Source organism: Gammaproteobacteria bacterium, assembly GCA_040183005.1.
GTDB lineage: Bacteria > Pseudomonadota > Gammaproteobacteria.
In genome coordinates, this window is record JAMPIW010000007.1 from 813801 (window position 1) to 832822 (window position 19022).

The 19022-nt window shown below is 55.5% G+C and carries 20 protein-coding genes; 2 read left to right on the forward strand and 18 right to left on the reverse strand.

The genetic code is table 11. The annotated features are described in order from the left end of the window. Positions 1–303: 303 nt before the first annotated feature. A complete protein-coding gene (locus M3A44_09685; GenBank protein MEQ6341901.1) occupies positions 304–945 on the reverse strand; it encodes a polysaccharide export protein in 642 nt (213 codons plus the stop codon). Between the two features lie 195 nt (positions 946–1140). Here M3A44_09685 and M3A44_09690 point away from each other — a divergent pair, with 195 nt between their 5' ends. Both M3A44_09690 and M3A44_09695 read left to right on the forward strand, forming a co-directional pair. Then, a complete protein-coding gene (locus tag M3A44_09690; protein MEQ6341902.1) occupies positions 1141–2493 on the forward strand; it encodes an adenosylmethionine--8-amino-7-oxononanoate transaminase in 1353 nt (450 codons plus the stop codon). 21 nt (positions 2494–2514) lie between these two features. Beyond that, positions 2515–3249 (forward strand): 16S rRNA (uracil(1498)-N(3))-methyltransferase, encoded by a 735-nt coding sequence (locus M3A44_09695; GenBank protein MEQ6341903.1) that lies wholly within the window; start codon positions 2515–2517, stop codon positions 3247–3249. Positions 3250–3256: 7 nt separating this feature from the next. On the opposite strand, the gene M3A44_09700 is transcribed toward M3A44_09695, so the two are convergent. The 17 genes from M3A44_09700 to M3A44_09780 all read right to left on the reverse strand — a co-directional run bounded on the left by M3A44_09700 (position 3257) and on the right by M3A44_09780 (position 18876). Then, the gene (locus M3A44_09700; GenBank protein ID MEQ6341904.1) at positions 3257–3562 is read right to left on the reverse strand and encodes a c-type cytochrome; all 306 of its coding nucleotides are present in this window, start codon (positions 3560–3562) and stop codon (positions 3257–3259) included. Positions 3563–3900: 338 nt separating this feature from the next. Then, complete coding sequence (locus tag M3A44_09705; protein MEQ6341905.1) at positions 3901–4443, reverse strand: hypothetical protein; 543 nt, start codon at positions 4441–4443, stop codon at positions 3901–3903. 45 nt (positions 4444–4488) lie between these two features. Then, on the reverse strand, positions 4489–4986 hold the full coding sequence (locus M3A44_09710; protein MEQ6341906.1) for a TPM domain-containing protein: 498 nt from the start codon (positions 4984–4986) through the stop codon (positions 4489–4491). A 1-nt stretch (position 4987) separates the two neighbouring features. Beyond that, positions 4988–5842 carry a YgcG family protein gene (locus tag M3A44_09715; GenBank protein ID MEQ6341907.1) on the reverse strand — a complete coding sequence of 285 codons (855 nt, stop codon included), beginning with the start codon at positions 5840–5842 and terminating at the stop codon, positions 4988–4990. 14 nt (positions 5843–5856) lie between these two features. After that, positions 5857–6459: a LemA family protein gene (locus M3A44_09720; GenBank protein ID MEQ6341908.1), complete on the reverse strand. Its 603-nt coding sequence runs from the start codon at positions 6457–6459 to the stop codon at positions 5857–5859. A 133-nt stretch (positions 6460–6592) separates the two neighbouring features. Beyond that, the gene (gene truD / locus M3A44_09725) at positions 6593–7621 is read right to left on the reverse strand and encodes a tRNA pseudouridine(13) synthase TruD (GenBank protein ID MEQ6341909.1); all 1029 of its coding nucleotides are present in this window, start codon (positions 7619–7621) and stop codon (positions 6593–6595) included. 1 nt (position 7622) lies between these two features. Continuing rightward, on the reverse strand, positions 7623–8102 hold the full coding sequence (gene ispF, locus M3A44_09730) for a 2-C-methyl-D-erythritol 2,4-cyclodiphosphate synthase (protein MEQ6341910.1): 480 nt from the start codon (positions 8100–8102) through the stop codon (positions 7623–7625). Further along, entirely contained in the window at positions 8099–8815 is a 717-nt protein-coding gene (ispD, locus tag M3A44_09735; protein MEQ6341911.1) for a 2-C-methyl-D-erythritol 4-phosphate cytidylyltransferase, read from the reverse strand. Before ispD ends, ispF begins: the two co-directional genes overlap by 4 nt. A 52-nt stretch (positions 8816–8867) precedes the next feature. Continuing rightward, positions 8868–9137 (reverse strand): cell division protein FtsB, encoded by a 270-nt coding sequence (gene ftsB / locus M3A44_09740; GenBank protein ID MEQ6341912.1) that lies wholly within the window; start codon positions 9135–9137, stop codon positions 8868–8870. Beyond that, positions 9137–10426, reverse strand: a complete 1290-nt coding sequence (gene eno / locus M3A44_09745) for a phosphopyruvate hydratase (GenBank protein MEQ6341913.1) — start codon at positions 10424–10426, stop codon at positions 9137–9139. The genes ftsB and eno overlap by 1 nt, the downstream gene beginning before the upstream one ends. A 110-nt stretch (positions 10427–10536) precedes the next feature. Continuing rightward, complete coding sequence (gene kdsA / locus M3A44_09750) at positions 10537–11364, reverse strand: 3-deoxy-8-phosphooctulonate synthase (GenBank protein ID MEQ6341914.1); 828 nt, start codon at positions 11362–11364, stop codon at positions 10537–10539. 3 nt (positions 11365–11367) lie between these two features. After that, positions 11368–13023: a CTP synthase gene (locus M3A44_09755; GenBank protein MEQ6341915.1), complete on the reverse strand. Its 1656-nt coding sequence runs from the start codon at positions 13021–13023 to the stop codon at positions 11368–11370. Positions 13024–13313: 290 nt separating this feature from the next. Beyond that, complete coding sequence (locus M3A44_09760) at positions 13314–14123, reverse strand: hypothetical protein (protein ID MEQ6341916.1); 810 nt, start codon at positions 14121–14123, stop codon at positions 13314–13316. Positions 14124–14316: 193 nt separating this feature from the next. Beyond that, a complete protein-coding gene (locus M3A44_09765; protein ID MEQ6341917.1) occupies positions 14317–15369 on the reverse strand; it encodes a glycosyltransferase family 9 protein in 1053 nt (350 codons plus the stop codon). 23 nt (positions 15370–15392) lie between these two features. Next, entirely contained in the window at positions 15393–15545 is a 153-nt protein-coding gene (locus M3A44_09770) for a hypothetical protein (protein ID MEQ6341918.1), read from the reverse strand. A 202-nt stretch (positions 15546–15747) separates the two neighbouring features. Continuing rightward, a complete protein-coding gene (locus M3A44_09775; protein MEQ6341919.1) occupies positions 15748–17634 on the reverse strand; it encodes a polysaccharide biosynthesis protein in 1887 nt (628 codons plus the stop codon). A 102-nt stretch (positions 17635–17736) separates the two neighbouring features. Continuing rightward, positions 17737–18876 carry an aminotransferase class I/II-fold pyridoxal phosphate-dependent enzyme gene (locus M3A44_09780; GenBank protein MEQ6341920.1) on the reverse strand — a complete coding sequence of 380 codons (1140 nt, stop codon included), beginning with the start codon at positions 18874–18876 and terminating at the stop codon, positions 17737–17739. Positions 18877–19022: the final 146 nt, after the last annotated feature.

The window sequence follows — 19022 nt, forward strand, 5'->3', positions numbered from 1 at the left end:
ATAGTCGCTTCAAATACCTATTTTCAGGCCATTTCGGCGAAAGTGTATGTGGCTTTACCAACGTGGTTGTTAGTTTAGTATGGTAATGGAGCTTCCAGATAAGAAAAGCAAAAATGTTTACTTTTATTGCGCTTTCCAATCACTTGAGTGACCAAAGATGGTGGCATAACCCCTGTATAACACAGGCATCTCAAGTAACCAGAAATAGTCTTAACAAGAGCTTCAAAACATCACTCCCGCGCGCATTCCCGCAACGGAAAGATACATGTCAAAGGTACTGGCAAGTTATCTTTCAACAATCCTCTAGAGCCAGGATTCAGGAATGATCAGGATGTCCCCTGGTAATATATCGACATTCGCGCTGATATCTCCATCCTTGATTAGATCCTCAAGACGCACCTGAAACTGCTTCTGTTTGCCACCAACAAAACGCACGATACTGGCCTTGTTTCCATCGGCAGCGTCGGTGATTCCGCCCACGGCAATCATCAGATCAAGCATGGTCATCTTTTGGCGATAAGGAAGCGCCTGGGGTTTGGCGGCCTCGCCCATGACGCGAATCTGCTCGCTGTAAGGGCCGACAAATCCACCGACAATCACGGTAACGATGGGTTCTTTGATGTATGTTGCCAGCGCCTTTTCAAGGTCGCGCGCCAACTGGGTTGGTGTCTTGCCGCTGGCGGGGAGGTCTTCCACAAGAGGGGTGGTAATCTTGCCGTCGGGACGCACCGTCACCGTATTGGAAACTTCAGGATTGCGCCATACAAAAATGTTGACGCTGTCCCCTGGACCAATGAGGTAATTGTAGGCATCAGGATCGGATGTCGAGGGCAAGGATCCCTTGGTGGTGGGCAACGGAGGATAGGTCTTGCCCACGCAGCCCGTCAAGGCCAGGGACAACACAAGCATTGCCAGTGTACAAACTCGATAACGGGAAATATTCATTTTTTATTCGTCCCCTTCAGCAGGATTCCAAGCAGAGGCATATCGTTGGTTGTTATCATACGGCCAAGCGAAGTACAAATTAGTTACAGCTCTCCATTCTATCAAACAAAGCGTGGCTTTGGCGCAATCTCTTTGTAGGATTTCCACTCATCGCCATGTCATACACTCACTCCGGCAATAGGATATTATACACATATGAACAACCGGTTACTTGCCCAACGTGACTTGGCGGTGCTCTGGCATCCCTGCACCCAGATGAAGGATCACGAACATCTGCCTGTGATCCCGATCCGGCGTGGCACAGGTGTGTGGCTGGAGGATTTTGACGGCAACCGCTATATCGACGCCATCAGCTCGTGGTGGGTCAATCTGTTTGGTCACGCCAACCCACGTATCAATGCCGCGCTGCACGAACAGCTCGACACCCTGGAACATGTCTTATTGGCCGGTTTTTCTCACGAGACGGTGATCCGTTTATCGGAGCGCTTAGTGGCGCTAACGCCGCCGGGGCTTGACCGATGCTTTTACGCCGACAACGGATCATCCGCCGTTGAGGTGTCCCTGAAGATGAGCTATCACTACTGGCGCAACCTGGGGCAGACACAAAAGACCAAATTCATTACCCTGACCAACAGCTACCACGGCGAGACGCTGGGTGCCCTCGCAATGGGTAATGTCCCACTCTACAAGGAAATTTACGCACCGCTGCTGATGGAGACGATCAGTGTACCCTCTCCCGACTGCTTTTACCGTGAATCAGGCGAGTCCTGCGCTGATTACTCGCGACGCATGTTTGGCCACATGGAGCAGGCGCTAGAACAGCACGCCGGCCAGGCGTGTGCAGTAATCGTGGAGCCGCTGGTACAATGCGCGGGCTCCATGCGCATGTATGACCCGGTATACCTGACCCTGCTGCGCGACGCCTGCGATAAACACAACGTCCACCTCATCGCCGATGAGATCGCAGTGGGTTTTGGACGCACCGGCACAATGTTCGCGTGCGAACAGGCGGGCATTACGCCGGACTTCATGTGCCTGTCCAAGGGACTCACCGGCGGGTATATGCCTCTGTCCGTCGTATTGACCACGGAGGTGGTCTATCAGGCATTCTACGACGATTATCAGAACCTAACCGCCTTTCTGCACTCTCATAGCTATACCGGCAATCCCCTCGCTTGCCGGGCGGCGCTGGCGACTTTGGATATCTTCGAGCAAGACAATGTGCTTGAAAAAAATCGGGCGCTTGCCGAAGCCATGCGCGCCACGACAGCCCGTTTCGCGGAGCACCCGCATGTCGCCGAGGTGCGTCAGTGCGGCATGATCCTCGCTATTGAAATGGTCAAAGACAAGCGCACACGAGAGCCCTACCCCTGGCAGGAACGTCGTGGCCTGCGCGTTTACCGTCATGCCTTGGAAAAAGGCGTGCTGCTAAGGCCGCTTGGCAATGTTGTCTACCTCATGCCACCTTATGTCATCACTGAAGAGCAAATCGCTTATATTGCCGAGGTGGCTTGGGAAGGGATAACTCTTTCAACCGGCGAATCCTGATCCGAGACTCGCAGCATAAATATGCGTATTCCCCGAATTTATCTACCTATCCCCTTGGCAAGCGGCGCCAGCGCGACCTTGGATGCCAACGCAGCCAATCACATCATCCGGGTGTTACGCTTGAAACCTGGCGCGCCGCTGATCCTGTTTAATGGACTTGGGGGGGAATATGAAGCCGTTCTACGCAGCACAGACAGGAACCGCGCGGAAGTTAGCGTAGGGAGCTACATTGCACACGAAACCGAATCACCGTTGCACATCACACTTGCGCAAGGCGTATCGCGCGGTGAACGCATGGACTACACCATCCAAAAGGCGGTGGAGCTCGGTGTAACGAAGATCGTGCCGCTGATCAGCGAGCGTTGCGAAGTACGCCTGGAGGGAGAGCGTCTGACCAAGCGCGTGCAGCACTGGCAGGCCGTGGCGGCAAGCGCCTGTGAACAGTGCGGCCGCAACCGGGTACCACCGGTGTTGGCTCCCGTGCCTTTGAGTAGCTGGCTTGCGGAGTCAGCACATGGCATCAGACTGGTATTGAATCCGCTTGCCCCCGCCACGCTAACGTCGCTTTCCAAGCCTGATGATCCTCTAATTACACTGCTGATTGGCCCGGAAGGCGGCCTGAGCGATGCAGAGATCAAGGGCGCGCAGCAATCCGGATTTGAGGGCATACGCCTTGGCCCACGCATATTGCGCACCGAAACCGCAGCAGTGACGGCCTTGTCTGCACTGCAAATGTTGTGGGGGGATTTGGGGTAAAACTGGGTTACTTCGCCAGCGACAGCACAAAAGTTACCAGCTTTTCGATATCCGCATCGGAGACGCGCGGGGAATAAGGGGGCATGGGCACACCGCCGGTCACTTCTGTCCAATTGCCTTTGCCACCCGCTTTGACCTTGGCGATCAATCTGGCTTTGGCTTCGGCATCTCCCTTGTATCTCGCGGACACATCCTTCCACGCCGGACCCACAATTTTCTTCTCCACGCTATGACAGGCAAGGCAGCCGCTCTTTTGCGCCAGGGCCAGGGCGTCTGAACCGCTCTCGGATTTGACCGGGGTAGAGGTGGCCACCTGTTCGGCAGGTGCTTTTTTCTCAACGGCCGCTGGTTGAGCCGGGGCGCTTTCCTGGGGTTTGGCGACTTCGGGAGCGGTAGCCGTGGGCGAAACAGGGGTGGCCTCAGGGACGCTAGCTACAGAGGGTGAAGCAGGCTGAGCGGCGGGGGGAGATTCCGGTGTTGATTCCGGGGGGCTGACCGACGAGACTGGAGAAGAAACGGAGGGTTCTTCCTCCTGCTGCTGTTGCTTGCCACAGGCACTCAGTGCCAAGGCAATGCAGACAGATGCAATAGTAATTACAGGAAATTTCATTTTTATCTTCCTCATGGTTATGCCAAATATTGGGGTTGTTGCTATTTATCGCTCATGATCTTGAGTGTAGCAATATCGCCGAGCTGGGCGCGGATCTCATTGATGCTGGGGCGGCGCGCGCGATATGCTGTATCAAACTTGCCGCCGCAGATCATCCGGCGTACGTTCGGTTGGCGCGGCGATTCCAGCCATAGGTGCCATGCCAGCAACAAATCACGCGAGCCGGAGTTTCCTCCCCCTGAAACAGCCATTATAAATGGGCTGCGGGACGCGATAAACTCTTCTCCCATTTGCGTCTTACGCACCACAAATTCGTCCGCTTTGAGGGTTTGCCCGGCAGGAAGCACATCATTCACTTCAAATTGACAATAAGGAGAGAACGGACTGGGACCCTTCACGACCTTTCCATTCTGCAAATAGACACGCGCCCGATCCGGTGGAATCTGGAGATCCTGGTGCAGCACAATCCTGGACCCTGCGGGAACCGCGTAAAACGGCGAATTCTCATCTTTGGGAGCCAAGCTCGCGCATGCAGTCAAACTCAAGGTGGCGAGAGCCAGGCTGTATCTGAGCCATAGGTTCATGGTTATCACTCCTGATAACTTTTAAAAGCTACTTTAAGCAACTTGCTAAAGCACCACCGGCCTGTCGGGAAGTTCGTTGGGGTTGATGCCGTCGGCAGGGAAATGTTTTGTGAGATGTTCCGCAACCGCCTGAATGCCGCTGATCACACCCTCCTGGTAACGGCCTGCTTTGAAAGCAGCCTCCATCTTGCGGCAGATTGTCTCCCATTCCTGCGGTCCGACTTTCGCATGCACTCCGCGATCGGCGACGATTTCTACGTCGCGGTCGGCCAGCAACAGATAAATCAGTACGCCGTTATTATGCTCAGTATCCCACACCCGCAACTGCGAAAACACCTCCAGGGCACGTTCCCGCGCGGATTGCCCCTTGAAGAGCGGCGTGCTGTGCAGTGCCCCTTCCACGGCAAAGCGGATCTCGCCCAGATGCGTGGTTTCGGCGGCCTTGATGGCTTTTTCTATCGCCTGCAAGGTGTCGCTCGAAAAAGCGCGCTTGACCTGCCAGTGGGTCATCGTCAGATGTTTGATGATGCGTTCGATACTCATATCACCACCTTCCGGAGGCGCCGCCCCCACCAAAACCGCCACCCCCGCCGCCAAAGCCTCCACCTAAACCACCGCCACCACGCCCAAATCCACCGCCGCTGGACCAGCCGCCGCCTCGTCCCATGCCGCCGCTCAGTACGATGAAAAATGTTATCACTGCGGCGATAATGGCAATGAACAATGATCCCACAAATAGCCAGGCGGCCAGCGCTGTAACCCCGCCGGTGACAATAGCGCCGGGAAATCTTCCCAGCATGGCCCGCAACACGCTGCCTACTACCACCGCCAATATAAAAGCAATGGGGATGAATTGATCAAAATTCACTGTATTGGCAGATCTGCCAGCAGGCTCCGGCAAGGGTTCACCCTCGATCACACGTATCATTTGGTCAACACCGTTTTTGATGCCGCCATAAAAGTCACCCTCTTTGAAGCGTGGCGTGATGATCTCGCTGATGATGCGTTTGCTAGTGGCATCGTTGAGCACGCCTTCCAGTCCGTAACCTACCTCAATGCGCATCTCCCGATCATCTTTGGCGATCAGCAGCAGCGCGCCGTCATCTACGCCCTTGCGCCCGAGTTTCCATTGTTCTGCTACACGAATGCCGAATTGCTCTATGGCTTCCGGCCGGGTAGTCGGCACCACTAGCACAGCGATCTGACTGCCTTTTTGCGCCTCGAAGACGCGCAGAGTTTGCTCAAGCTGGGACTGCTGCTCTGGCGTCAGCGTACCGGTAAGGTCGGTGACGCGGGCCTGCAGCGGCGGCACGGCAATCAGGTCATCGGCGCCGTATGCTGCACTGCAGGCAAACAGCATAAGCAGACAGAATGCACGCCATAGTTTTAGCATGGGCATATTACCCGGGGCACCTATTGTTTCGCGGGGGCGCCAAAATCCACCTTTGGCGGCGTGGAAATGGCCTTTTCGTTTTCTACGTTGAAATTGGGCTTAACCTTGAAACCAAACGCCATAGCGGTCAGGTTGCTGGGAAACGAACGTACTGTTATGTTGTATTCCTGCACCGCCTTGATATAACGGTTGCGCGCCACCGTGATACGATTTTCGGTGCCTTCCAGTTGGGCCTGGAGGTCACGGAATGACGCGTCAGACTTTAACTGCGGGTAGTTTTCCGACACCACCAGCAGTCTCGACAAGGCGCTGGACAATTCGCCCTGGGCGGCCTGAAATTTGGCGAAGGCCTGCTCGTCGTTGATGAGTTCCGGCGTGGCCTGGATTGAACCTACTCTTGCGCGTGCGTTGGTCACCTGGATCAACACATCCTTTTCCTGAGCGGCAAAGCCTTTGACGGTGTTCACCAGATTCGGCACCAGATCAGCGCGGCGCTGGTACTGGTTCAATACCTCAGACCAGCTCGCCTTGATCTGTTCGTCGGTGGATTGCAGCGTGTTATAGCCGCAACCGCTCAAGAGCATGGTAAAGCCAAGCATGAGGGTAAGGGTCAAATTACGCATGGTAGTCTCCTTCCTGAAAAGTATAAGAACTGATTTTGATGCTTAGATTGGAGCGTAGTGTCGGGTTTCAACCTGCCCCCTAGATGAGAAACCTCTGAACCAATAATAAGGGAACGCTGCGCGCGATATGTTTTCAGAAGCTTGGCACAATCACCTCGCGTAAAACTACCGTCGCATAGCTGCCCGGCGGTAGGCGGAACTGGAGTTGTAAGTCGCCCTCTGGGGTAAATTCCCAGCGCAAATCTTCCACCTTCAGACGCAGTGAACGGCGCTGCTGCTCCAGTCCTGCCTCTTCAAGCCCTGCGCGCCAGGATTCGTAATCCTTCAGGGTGCTTTCCTCTATCTCCTTGGCATCCAGACGGGTGCGCAGCCCTCCCCTGCCCCACATTGACCCGGTGGGATGAATGTCCTGCTCCATCACACGCCGCTCGATCTCTTCATTCACGGCTTCGATAGCAAAAATGCTGTGCGTGCCATCGAGCATCATAACATCACCGGCTATGGCTTTGTTCCAGATGCCTGCCGCCACGCGATGCGAGAGCACACGATTGAACAGTTCGGAACGCACCGCAGACAGATAAAGGCCGCGCTGATGACGATCCTTGACGCGCACTTGTCCGGTGAACATCGCCGTGGCGCGCTCGAGATTGGCGTGCCCGAACCGTTGTTCCCCAAAATAATTCGGCACGCCTTCCGCAGCAATTCGCGTCAGGCGCTGCTCGATATAGGGTTTGATATCAGGCATATCGCCCTTCAAATTGCGCACCACCAGCTTGAAACGGTTTGCCGTCAGCGCGCCGCGCCGCAATTTGCGGTCGTGACGGGCGATAGTAAGAAACTGTATGTCATCCGAGGCGAGTTGCGTCCAGTCAGGTTCCGGTCTGCCCGCCAGATTGACGCTGAACCACTGGCTGGTCACAGCGGCGCGATCCTTGAGTCCGGCATAACCGACATCCATTGCCTTCACGCCCGCCAGCCGCGACAATTCCCGCGCCAGCCACTCGGTATTGGTGTTGCGCTTGCGGATTTGCAGCAGGATATGTTCGCCCCTGCCCGCAGGCTCGAAACCCAGGTCTTCATCCACCTGAAAATCTTCCGCCGTGCTGCGAATGACGCCGGATACACTCGGGCAGCCTCCAGCATAAGGTAATTCCTCGGACATGTTATTCGCCATTTTCTTTGAGCAGCACCACGGCGTATGCGGCTATCCCTTCGCCGCGCCCGGTGAAACCCATGCCCTCGGTAGTAGTAGCCTTGATGTTGACGCGGTCCTCAGCAATGCACAGGTCGGCGGCGAGGCATTCCCGCATGGCGGGGACATGCGGTTTCAATTTGGGCGCCTGCGCGACCACGGTAATATCGGCATTGGAAATGGCAAGCGCGCGTTCGTTGAGCAGCGCTACGACATGGCGCAGCAGAATACGGCTGTCAATATTCTTAAAGTCCGCACTGGAATCCGGAAAGTGACCGCCAATATCGCCAAGCCCCGCCGCACCTAGCAGCGCGTCACACAGGGCGTGAATCAGCACATCGCCATCCGAGTGGGCGGCCATGCCCAGATCATAGGGGATTTCCACGCCGCCCAGCACCAGCCTGCGCTCCGGCGCAAAGCGATGCGCGTCGTAACCGTGCCCGATCCTCATTGCTGATTCTCCTGTTGCTTGAGATAGAGTTCCGCCAGCGCCAGATCTTGCGGATGGGTAATCTTGATATTGTCGGCGTGGCCACTCACCATGCGCGGTGAAAACCCGGCCAGTTCCATAGCGGCAGCCTCATCGGTCACTATCAGCTTGTTATCCACCACATGCCTGAGCGCGCGCGACAGATCATCGAGCCGGAACATCTGTGGCGTGAGCGCCCGCCACAGTCCCACACGCGAGACAGTCTCCAGCACATTACCCTGGCTGTTGGCCCGTTTTACCGTGTCGGAAACCGGCACGCCAAGCAGGCCGCCAACGGGATGATCGGCCAGCGTGGCGATGAGATGGTCAATGTCGCTATGACGGACACAGGGGCGCGCAGCATCATGCACCAATACCCAGTCGCGCGGCCGGGCGATCCCTGCGAGTTTTGCCAGACCATTCAATACCGAATGATAACGCTCGACGCCGCCCTCGGCGATGAGCGGCGATGTGGCACCTTTAAATGGGATTTGGTCCCAGTGGAGATCATGGGGGGCAATGACAACCACCACACCCTTGATGCGTGGATGGCTCAAAAAACACCCTACGGTATGCTCGATTACAGTACTGCCAAGCAACGGCAGATATTGTTTGGGAATGGCCGCACCCATGCGCGAACCTGTTCCTGCTGCGGGAATAACAGCCCAGCAGTTATCAGATAGTAATGAGGTCATAGGGATGGCTCTAAGGCTTCCCCCTTTTAGACAAAGGGGGAAGGAGGATTTCCTATTCCACAATCCGGTAGAAGGTCTCGTCCTTTTTAATCATCCCCAGTTCGGCTCTGGCGCGTTCCTCAATAGCGTCAAGCCCGTGCTTGAGGTCCTTGACTTCGGCATCCAGCGCCGCATTACGCTCTTTGAGTGCGGCGTTTTCGCGGGCCTGGGCGTCGATTGCCTGGTGCAACTGCCATATTTCGTTGAGGCTTCCTTCGCCCAGCCACAGCTTATATTGCAAAAACACCAGCAGGACGACGAGGCCCGCGACCAGCGCTTTCATTACGGCTTGGGCAGATTATAAAAGGCGCTCCGTCCTGGATAGCTTGCTTGTCCCGCCAGTTGTTCCTCGATGCGCAGCAATTGGTTGTACTTCGCAACGCGGTCGGAACGTGACATGGAGCCGGTCTTGATCTGTCCTGCGTTTGTGCCAACAGCAAGATCGGCAATGAAGCTGTCTTCGGTCTCGCCGGAGCGATGCGAAACCACGGCCGTGTAACCGGCATTTTTCGCCATCTCGATTGCGGCCAGCGATTCGGTGAGTGTGCCGATCTGGTTGACCTTGATGAGAATGGAATTGGCAATGCCCTGGTCGATACCCTGACTGAGTATCGCGGTATTGGTCACGAACAGGTCATCACCCACCAATTGCACGCGCTTGCCGAGACGTTCGGTGAGCAACTTCCAGCCCGCCCAATCATCCTCGGCCATGCCGTCTTCAATGGAAATGATGGGGTATTTATCCGCCCAGGCCGCCAGGTAATCCACGAACTGCTCCGAGGTCAGATGTTTGTCTTCGGAGGCCAGATGGTATTTGCCATCCTTATAGAACTCGGAGCTGGCGGGATCCAGGGCGATGAAGATGTCCTTGCCGGCGATATACCCCGCCTTTGCGATGGCTTCCATAATCACTTCGAGCGCCGCCTCGTTGGAAGGCAGGTCGGGCGCAAAACCGCCCTCGTCACCCACGGCGGTGTTCATGCCCTTGGCGTGCAACACTTTCTTCAAGGTATGGAAAACCTCTGCGCCCATGCGCACTGCTTCAGCTAGGCTGGACGCGCCAACCGGCATGATCATGAATTCCTGCATGTCGACGCTATTGTCCGCATGGGCGCCACCATTGATGACATTCATCATCGGCACCGGCATCTGGAGCGGACCGTCACCGCCAAGGTAGCGATACAGCGGGAGCTTGGCGTTCTGAGCGGCAGCGCGGGCACAGGCCAGCGACACTGCCAGCAAGGCATTGGCGCCAAGCCGTGCCTTGGTAGGCGTGCCGTCCAGCTCGATCATCAGCCTGTCAATCGTTACCTGATTGCTTGCATCACGCCCCAGCAATAGCGTGCGGATTTCGCCATTCACATTGGCCACCGCCTTGCGCACACCCTTGCCGCCAAAACGACTGGCATCATCGTCCCGCAATTCAATAGCCTCGCGTGAACCGGTTGATGCGCCAGACGGCACGGCAGCGCGCCCTACGGCACCGCATGACAAAATCACATCGGCTTCAATGGTTGGGTTGCCACGCGAATCAATAATTTCACGCCCACGTATATCAACAATCTGCGACATCAACTACTCCACTTCTGTTTTAAGTTATTACAATAGAAAAACTTCACGCCTTGGCGTGAGATGTAGGATGCGTTCTACGCACCAAAACCTGAAGGCGCGTGAGACGCACCCTACATTTCAGCGAATTTCCGTGCCTTGACGGTCGCGTCGATCTCTTTCAGGGTCTCCAAAAGCTCTTCCATCCTGCCCAGCGGCCAGGCATTCGGGCCATCGCTCATGGCTTTGTCGGGATCCGGGTGGGTTTCCATAAACAGGCCTGCCACACCCGCGGCGACGGCGGCACGCGCCAACACAGGCACGAATTCACGCTGCCCACCAGAACTTGCGCCCTGCCCGCCCGGCAACTGCACCGAGTGGGTAGCATCGAATACCACCGGACAACCCGTATCGCGCATCACCGCCAGTGCGCGCATGTCCGACACCAGGTTATTGTAACCGAAAGACGCACCGCGCTCGCACACCATGATTAACGGATTGCCGGTTTCACGCGCCTTTTCCACTACATTTTTCATGTCCCACGGCGCGAGAAACTGGCCCTTCTTGATGTTCACCGGCTTGCCCTGGCTGGCCACGTTCTGGATAAAATTGGTCTGCCGGCACAGAAATGCAGGCGTCTGCAACACGTCCACTACATCGGCTACCTCGCCAAGCGGGGTATCCTCATGCACATCGGTGAGCACCGGCACGCCAATGGTCTGCCGCACCTCGTCGAGTATGCGCAGCCCCTCTTCCAGTCCTGGGCCGCGGAAGGTCTTGCTGGAGGTGCGGTTGGCTTTATCAAATGACGACTTATAGATAAAGGGAATGCCCAGGCGCGCCGTAATCTCCTTGAGTGCTGCCGCCGTTTCCAGTGCGAGCTGCCGGCTTTCGATGACACATGGGCCGGCAATCAAAAACAGGGGCCGGTCCAGTCCCACATCAAAACCGCATAACTTCATACGCTAAACACCTTCTTTAACTGCATCATGAGCGGCGCACGCGGCCCGGATGAAACCGCTGAACAGCGGATGTCCGGAGCGCGGCGTGGATGTGAATTCCGGATGGAACTGGCAGGCCACAAACCAGGGATGCGCGGGCAATTCGATCATCTCCATCAGGCTCCCGTCCATGGACATGCCGGAAAAGCGCATTCCGGCGCTTTCCAGAGCCCCGCGGAATTTATTGTTGAATTCATAGCGGTGGCGGTGGCGCTCCATGATGACGTCCTTCCCATACAGCTCGCGGGCGAGCGAGCCAGGCAGCAACTGGCACTTTTGCCCGCCCAGGCGCATCGTGCCGCCCAAGTCGGATTCAGGGCTGCGCCGCTCTAGCGTGCCCTGCTCCGTCATCCACTCAGTAATCAGCGCAATCACCGGGTAGGGCGTATTGGGATCAAATTCCGTGCTGTGCGCCTCGGTTAGCGCCGCGACATGGCGTGCGAATTCGATCACCGCCACCTGCATTCCCAGGCAGATGCCCAGGTAGGGAATATTGCGGCGGCGGGCAAACTCCACCGCCATGATCTTGCCTTCGATCCCACGTTCGCCAAACCCGCCCGGCACTAGAATAGCGTCCATGCCCTCCAGGCAACCAGTACCGCTCTTTTCCATTTCCTCGGAATCGATATAGACGATATTCACGCGGGTGCGGGTGTGTATCCCGGCGTGAATCAACGCCTCGGACAGCGATTTATAGGATTCGGTGAGATTGACATACTTGCCGACCATCGCCACGGTCACCTCGGCATTGGGGTGGCCCATGTTGTAGACCACATTCTGCCACGCGGAAAGGTCTGCCTTGGGCGCGTGCAGGTGCAGGCGCTCGGTCGCGATGTCATCCAGCCCCTGCTCATGGAGCAGCAATGGGATTTTGTAGATGCTGTCCACATCGACTGCGGAGATCACTGCCTTCTCGGGCACATTGGTGAACAACGCAATCTTGCGGCGCTCATCGGCAGGCAGCGGGCGGTCACCGCGGCACAACAGGACGTCCGGCTGGATACCGATGGAGCGCAGTTCCTTGACAGAATGCTGAGTGGGTTTGGTCTTGATCTCGCCGGCCGAGGGGATATAAGGCACCAGTGTCAGGTGGATGAACAGGGTATTGTCGTGGCCCAGCTCCACACCCATCTGGCGAATCGCCTCCAGAAACGGCAGCGATTCGATATCACCGACCGTACCGCCGATTTCGACCATTGCCACGTCGGCAGGCCCGACGCCTGGAATAATAGCGCCTTCCATGATGCAGCGCTTGATCTCATCGGTGATATGCGGAATCACCTGTACGGTGCCACCCAGGTAATCGCCACGGCGCTCCTTGCGGATCACGTTTTCATAGATGCGCCCGGTGGTGAAATTGTTGCGCCGGCCCATGGTGGTGTGCACAAAGCGCTCGTAATGCCCCAGATCAAGGTCCGTCTCCGCACCGTCTTCGGTAACGAACACCTCGCCATGCTGAAACGGACTCATGGTGCCGGGATCGACATTAATGTAGGGATCCAGCTTGAGCATGGTCACCTTCAGGCCGCGCGCCTCAAGAATAGCCCCCAGTGAGGCGGCAGCGATACCCTTCCCCAGGGAAGATACAACGCCGCCGGTAACGAAAATATATTTAGTCATGAACACCTGAAAATAGGAACGCGGGGAAGCCGCTGCGTGCCCTCGTGGCACAACAGGTGAGCAATACACATAAAGACGGGTAAATAAGATACCAGAATAGACAGCGCTACTCAATCAAAAAGGTGGGTTGTGAATAGCCAGCCGGAAGCTTGAGGGAAACGCCGATCAACCCCGTTCGCATTGAGCTTGTCTGGAATGCGCTTTTTGTGAATCAACGAGTTAGCAAGGGCTTCGACAGGCTCAGCCCGAACGGATTGAATAAATCGGCAAATCCTTGATTACAGACGGACCTACAGCCTTTCCGGGCTACCCCACGTGATCGCCCCGACCTGATCCCCGGCATTGTTAAAGACAAATATTGCATCTTTGTAACGCCCGGCGAATTTAAAATAAATAAAGTCCTCAGCCTTTTTGGCTCCCTCACGGGATAAGATTTTGTCCAGCTCACTGCGGATTTCAGCGTTTGATCCCGCTACCTCACTGATGTTTAAGGAATGTTTCTTTGACTCCGCAAGAGAACCCTTGAATGGCCGGAACAACCAGAACTGTTGCTCTCCACCAATATCCTTGTTCAAGGTGAGCTCTAGCATCCTTCCCACTTGTTCGGTGCTCTTGGGCGGCTCGACATGGATAACCGGGTGAGATTCCGCGCCAAACTGCTGCAAATCGCCAAGATCTTTCCCCTGCACATGTAGTGGCTCGATGGTAAGCGGCCTGAAAGTGCCCTCCCACTCGACAGCAGCTATAGGGCGCTGGTTGTACACTGTATAACCGCCCCACGCCAACGCACCAAGCTGCAACACAGCGATGATCGACAGGTCAAGCATTATTTCCTTTCTTGATTTTCGCGGGTTGAAAATAATAAAGGTGAGCATTGGCCCCAATACGATGTCGACCAACACCATGATCTGAACACCTTTCCAGCCGCCATCCGTCGAAAAATACGGTGGCGGATACAATTCAACCAATATCAGATAAAGAAAAACCAAAAAAATCGTAGCGCTAATCCCCAAATGAATCGAGGCAGCGCGCAACTTCGCGGGCAACAAGCGTGGTTGCTTGATGTCAACTGTGGCAGTCTCGGTTGTCAATGTCTCCATGGTCGCGTCTCTCCTGAAATAGAATATGCAGACAGCTCTTTAATCGGCTATTTGCTTATTTTCTTGAGGGTGACACTGTGGCCTGGAAGGAAAAATGTTACCAAAACACCCACATGCCAAAATCGGCGTTTTCAGGGTTATGGATTGATCGCCCTGACCTGGTTCCCTTCGGAAGTTGCCGCATCGAAGTGCGTTACGTATTCTGTCGCTGCCCCGTCTGTTGGAGTAACCGGCCATAGCCCGCTAGCGCCTCGTTTACACTGATGTCATCCACATGCCTGGTTTCCGGCTGTAGTAACACGTATGGCACCCCCCAGGGATGCCATTCTGCGGCGATGCTGTGGCCGAAAAAGCAGACAATCGGCTTACCAAATGCGGCGGCGACGTGCATGGCGCCGCCGTCGCTGCATATCAGTGAGTCTATGCAGGCCATGCCCGCGATGAGTTCGCTGATGGTGAGCGCCGGGCAGGCTGTAACGGGAAGGTCAGCCACCTCGCGCAGTAGCGCGTCGGCCTTTTCGTCATCCCCAGGATGCATTGGGTCGTCTGCGCGTCCTGGGGACCAGAACAGGACAAATCGCACCGTTTGCGCGGCGTGTATCCGCCGCATCAAGGCTGCGAAATTAGCGATCGGCCAACGCTGCTGGGGGCGGCGCGAACTGATATGGATACCCACCACTGGTAGGGTACCGGCATCGGCGGTGAGGCCCAGACGTGCGCGCAGCGCGCTGACCAGATTCATGTCGGGAAATAACCGTGTCGGCCCAAGCGCGTTGGTCACATCTAGCGCCTCGCCCAGTCGCGCCATTTTTTCGACCTCATGCAATTCTGTGCTGTTTGCCAGAGGCACGACAATATCCGGTTGCCGATGATCCGGGTTGTCGCGCTCGCGAAAACCAATCATGTGTCGTCCGTGGATTTTTTTACAGTACCGCCAGCCACCGTTCGCCAGCACGACATAGTCGAAACACCGCTGGCGCAATGTGCGCAGTAGCAGCCAGCGTTTCCATAATGTTGCCAGTTGGTTGTGGCCGTGACTACGCTGCTGGCGCTTCAGGAATATGAAGGTTTCGTCGATGTCCGGGTTGCCGTGCAACACCTCAACGTTGTAGCTGCTCACCAGGACGGCCACATAGGCGGAAGGATAGCGCAGGCGTATAGCATGCAGCAGGGGCGTGGTGCAAATGAGGTCACCGATGTTGTCGCGGCGTACAACCAGGATTTTTGGAGGGTCAGTGTTGGGCATGACGATCCTGAAGGATAAATAATTCATTGAAGATATTCGTCAACCAGCCCTTCCTTCATCGCTTCCTTGCGCTGCTGCGTGAACGATGGCATCCACCCCAACTCCCGCCGGATTTTAGAGCTATCAATCACCAAAGAATCCAGCAGCCGCTCCACCTGGGCCGATTTACCGGTCAAGTGACCCGTTACATGCAGCAAAGTGGTCAGCACGGGCAGCAAACGCGCTGGACGTCCAACACAGAATCAACTCCGGCGTTGACAGATCCTCGCCGTCACTCACCCAGCGGTGGCGGGATGTTCTAAACAAGTAATGATGGCGTCAGCAAAAACGTGCGCCCATTCCCTGCCACGAGAAACACGGCCTTTCTGATTTTATGCATCACACATTGCCCCGCTTAAATTCCAGCACCCTCGATACAGCGGACTGTGTCACGACGGTAAGCGACGGGGCTTCCATTTCTGGAACAAGCTTCTTCAACAGCCGCACACATTGCTCGTCATCGTATTCCTGGCATGATCGTTCCATGTCATTAATGATGGCAATCAAATAATCCCACGCAACCTCTCTGCTCTGCGCCAACAGAATCTTTTCATGGCCAGTCTCGGCAAGCCCTTCCTGCTTGTGGAACAGCTCTTCATAGAGTTTTTCACCGGGGCGCAGACCGGTATAAACAATCTGGACATCTTCGCCCGGAATCTTGCCCGACAGGCGAATCATCTGCTCTGCCAGATAACGAATCTTGACGGGTTCACCCATGTTGAGCACAAAGATCTCACCCCCCTTGCCCATGACACCGGCCTGCATAATGAGCTGGCATGCCTCGGGAATGGTCATGAAATAACGGGTAATATCGGGATGGGTGACCGTCACCGGACCACCAGCGGCAATCTGCTTCTGGAACAGCGGCACCACGCTACCCGCTGAACCCAGCACATTACCAAAACGTACGGTGATATAACGGGTAGTGGATGACCTGTCCAGCATCTGGCAGAAGATTTCGGCGACCCGTTTGCTGGTCCCCATTATATTGGCGGGGTTAACGGCTTTGTCGGTGGATATCATAACAAAGTTAGAGCAACCGTATTTGTCAGCCGCCAGCGCCAAGGTCTTGGTGCCAATCACATTGTTACGCACCGCTTCGCGCGCCTGGGTTTGCAGCATGGGCACATGCTTGTACGCCGCCGCATGAAACACCATGTCGGGCCGATGCTTGCTCAATATATGCTCCACACCCACCCAATCACACACATCACCCAGACAGGCATGTAAAACAAGGTCGGGATATTGCGCCCGCAGCTCCAGCTCTATGCTGTAAAGATTAAATTCGCAACGCTCAAATAATACAAGAGAGGCTGGTTTCAGACGCGCAATTTGACGGCACAATTCAGAACCAATTGACCCCCCTGCGCCGCTGATCAATATCGTTTTATCCGCCAAACCAGCAGTGATGGCAGACCAATCCAACAACACCGGCTCGCGGCCCAGGAGGTCGTCAATGGCCACTTCACGCACATCTTTCAGAGTGACGCGCCCAGACATCAGGTCTTCCATACGCGGCACAATTCTGAACTCGACCTTGGCCTGCTCGCACATCTCCACCACACGACGCACCTGGGCGCTGCTTGCCGAAGGTATGGCGATAATAACCACATCCACCGCCGTGGAGTTGAGAACACAGGTTAGACGTTCCATGGATCCCAACACCGGCATGCCATGAATCCTGGCGCCCTTGAGCTGCGGATTATCGTCCAGAAAACCAACCAGCAGATATTCGCTATCGCGCCGCATATCGCGCGCCAACATTTCCCCGGCCCGGCCAGCACCCAGAATCAGAACCCGTTTGTTTATGGAAGCCGCGTGCGCCGTTAGGTCGCGATCGCGCCACATGCGGTAAGCCAACCGAGGCAGCCCCAACAGCAATACCAAAAATACCGGATAAAGCACCAGCGTGGCACGTGGCACACCCTCCAGCCGATCAAACAGGAATAATACTATGCTTACGGCAAGCGCCCCCAATGCAACAGAGCGAATAATGTTCCCCAGGTCTGGGATGCTGGCAAAACGCCATAAACCGCGATGCAGGCCGGTAGCCCAGAACATTATCCCCTGGACAAGCGCCACCACGGGCAGCATCTGTAATATGAGCGACCAATCTACTGCTTGCAATGAGAAGTTGAATCGAAGTAGGTAAGCGCCCCCCCAAGCCAGGAACACTACACACAAGTCATGCATTACAATCGCAATGCGGCGATTGAATATTCCCATCGATCTTCCCCTTGTTATTTCTGCATTACTTACGCTGCATCTTTGGCAGGCTGCGTATAGCACACGTGAAGAATACCTATTATTGCGAACTGATAATAAATTCTAGATAAACAATGATTCAATTACATCAATAATGCGATCCTGCTGCTCAGCCGACATATTGGACCCCGAAGGCAAGCAGACGCCTTGCGAAAACAACTGATCAGAAGTGCTCTCTTTCTCCCCATGCGTATAATAAGCGCAACCTGAAAACAAGGGTTGCAGGTGCATGGGTTTCCATACATGACGCGCCTCGATACGCTCACGGGCCAATCTGGCCATCAGTTCTGCTGGAGTTACATCGGATTGAGTGCTGTCAAGTGTACAAGCGGTCAGCCAATGCGTACCGCGCCCAAAGGACGGCTCAGGCATCCATTTAATCGCTGAAACATGCGCAAGCCCATCCTGATAACGCCGAAAAACCGCTCTTCTGGCCTCTACGCGACTGTCCAATACCTTGAGCTGCCCGCGGCCTACCCCCGCCAGAATATTACTCATTCGGTAGTTGTATCCCACCTCGCTGTGCTGATAATAGGGCGCAGAGTCTCTGGCTTGGGTCGACAAAAAGCGCGCTTTGTCGATCAGGGCACTGTCATTGGAAACCAGCATCCCTCCACCGGAGGTTGTAATGATTTTGTTACCATTAAACGAATAAATACCCAGCTTGCCGATAGTGCCGCTGGCCCGCCCTTTATAGGTCGCACCTAGAGACTCCGCCGCATCCTCAATCACCGGCACGTTATGAGCGTCGCAAATCGCCATGATCGAATCCATGTCGGCGCTTTGTCCATATAAATTCACCACAATCACGGCTTTGGGTAACTTACTCTCGCGTTTGGCCCAGTCAAATGCTTTTTCCAGTGCCACCGGCGACATATTCCAGCTTTCCGGCTCCGAGTCGATAAACACCGGCTGCGCCCATTGGTACACTATAGGATTTGCACTTGCTACAAACGTCAACGACGAACAAAAAACCACATCGCCAGGCCCTACATTCAACATACGCAACGCCAAATGGATTGCAGCCGTTCCCGAGCTTAGCGCAGCCGCGTACGAGATACCGACATGCGCGGCCAGCTCACGCTCAAAGGCATCCACATTGGGACCCAGCGGCGCAATCCAGTTAGTGCGAAACGCTTCGTCAACAAACTCCCGCTCCCAGGAGCCCAGATGCGGAGTTGACAACAAAATCTGCTCATCCAGCTCACGCCGCTCCAGCACTTTGATGACAAAACCCGCCTCATCCACCACAGGCAAATGATTAATCTGGTGCGAGACCATCAAGTCCAAGGCTGCTTCGCGTGTCACTCCATCCTGCACCACAATGGACTCCATCGCAGGCAATGCCA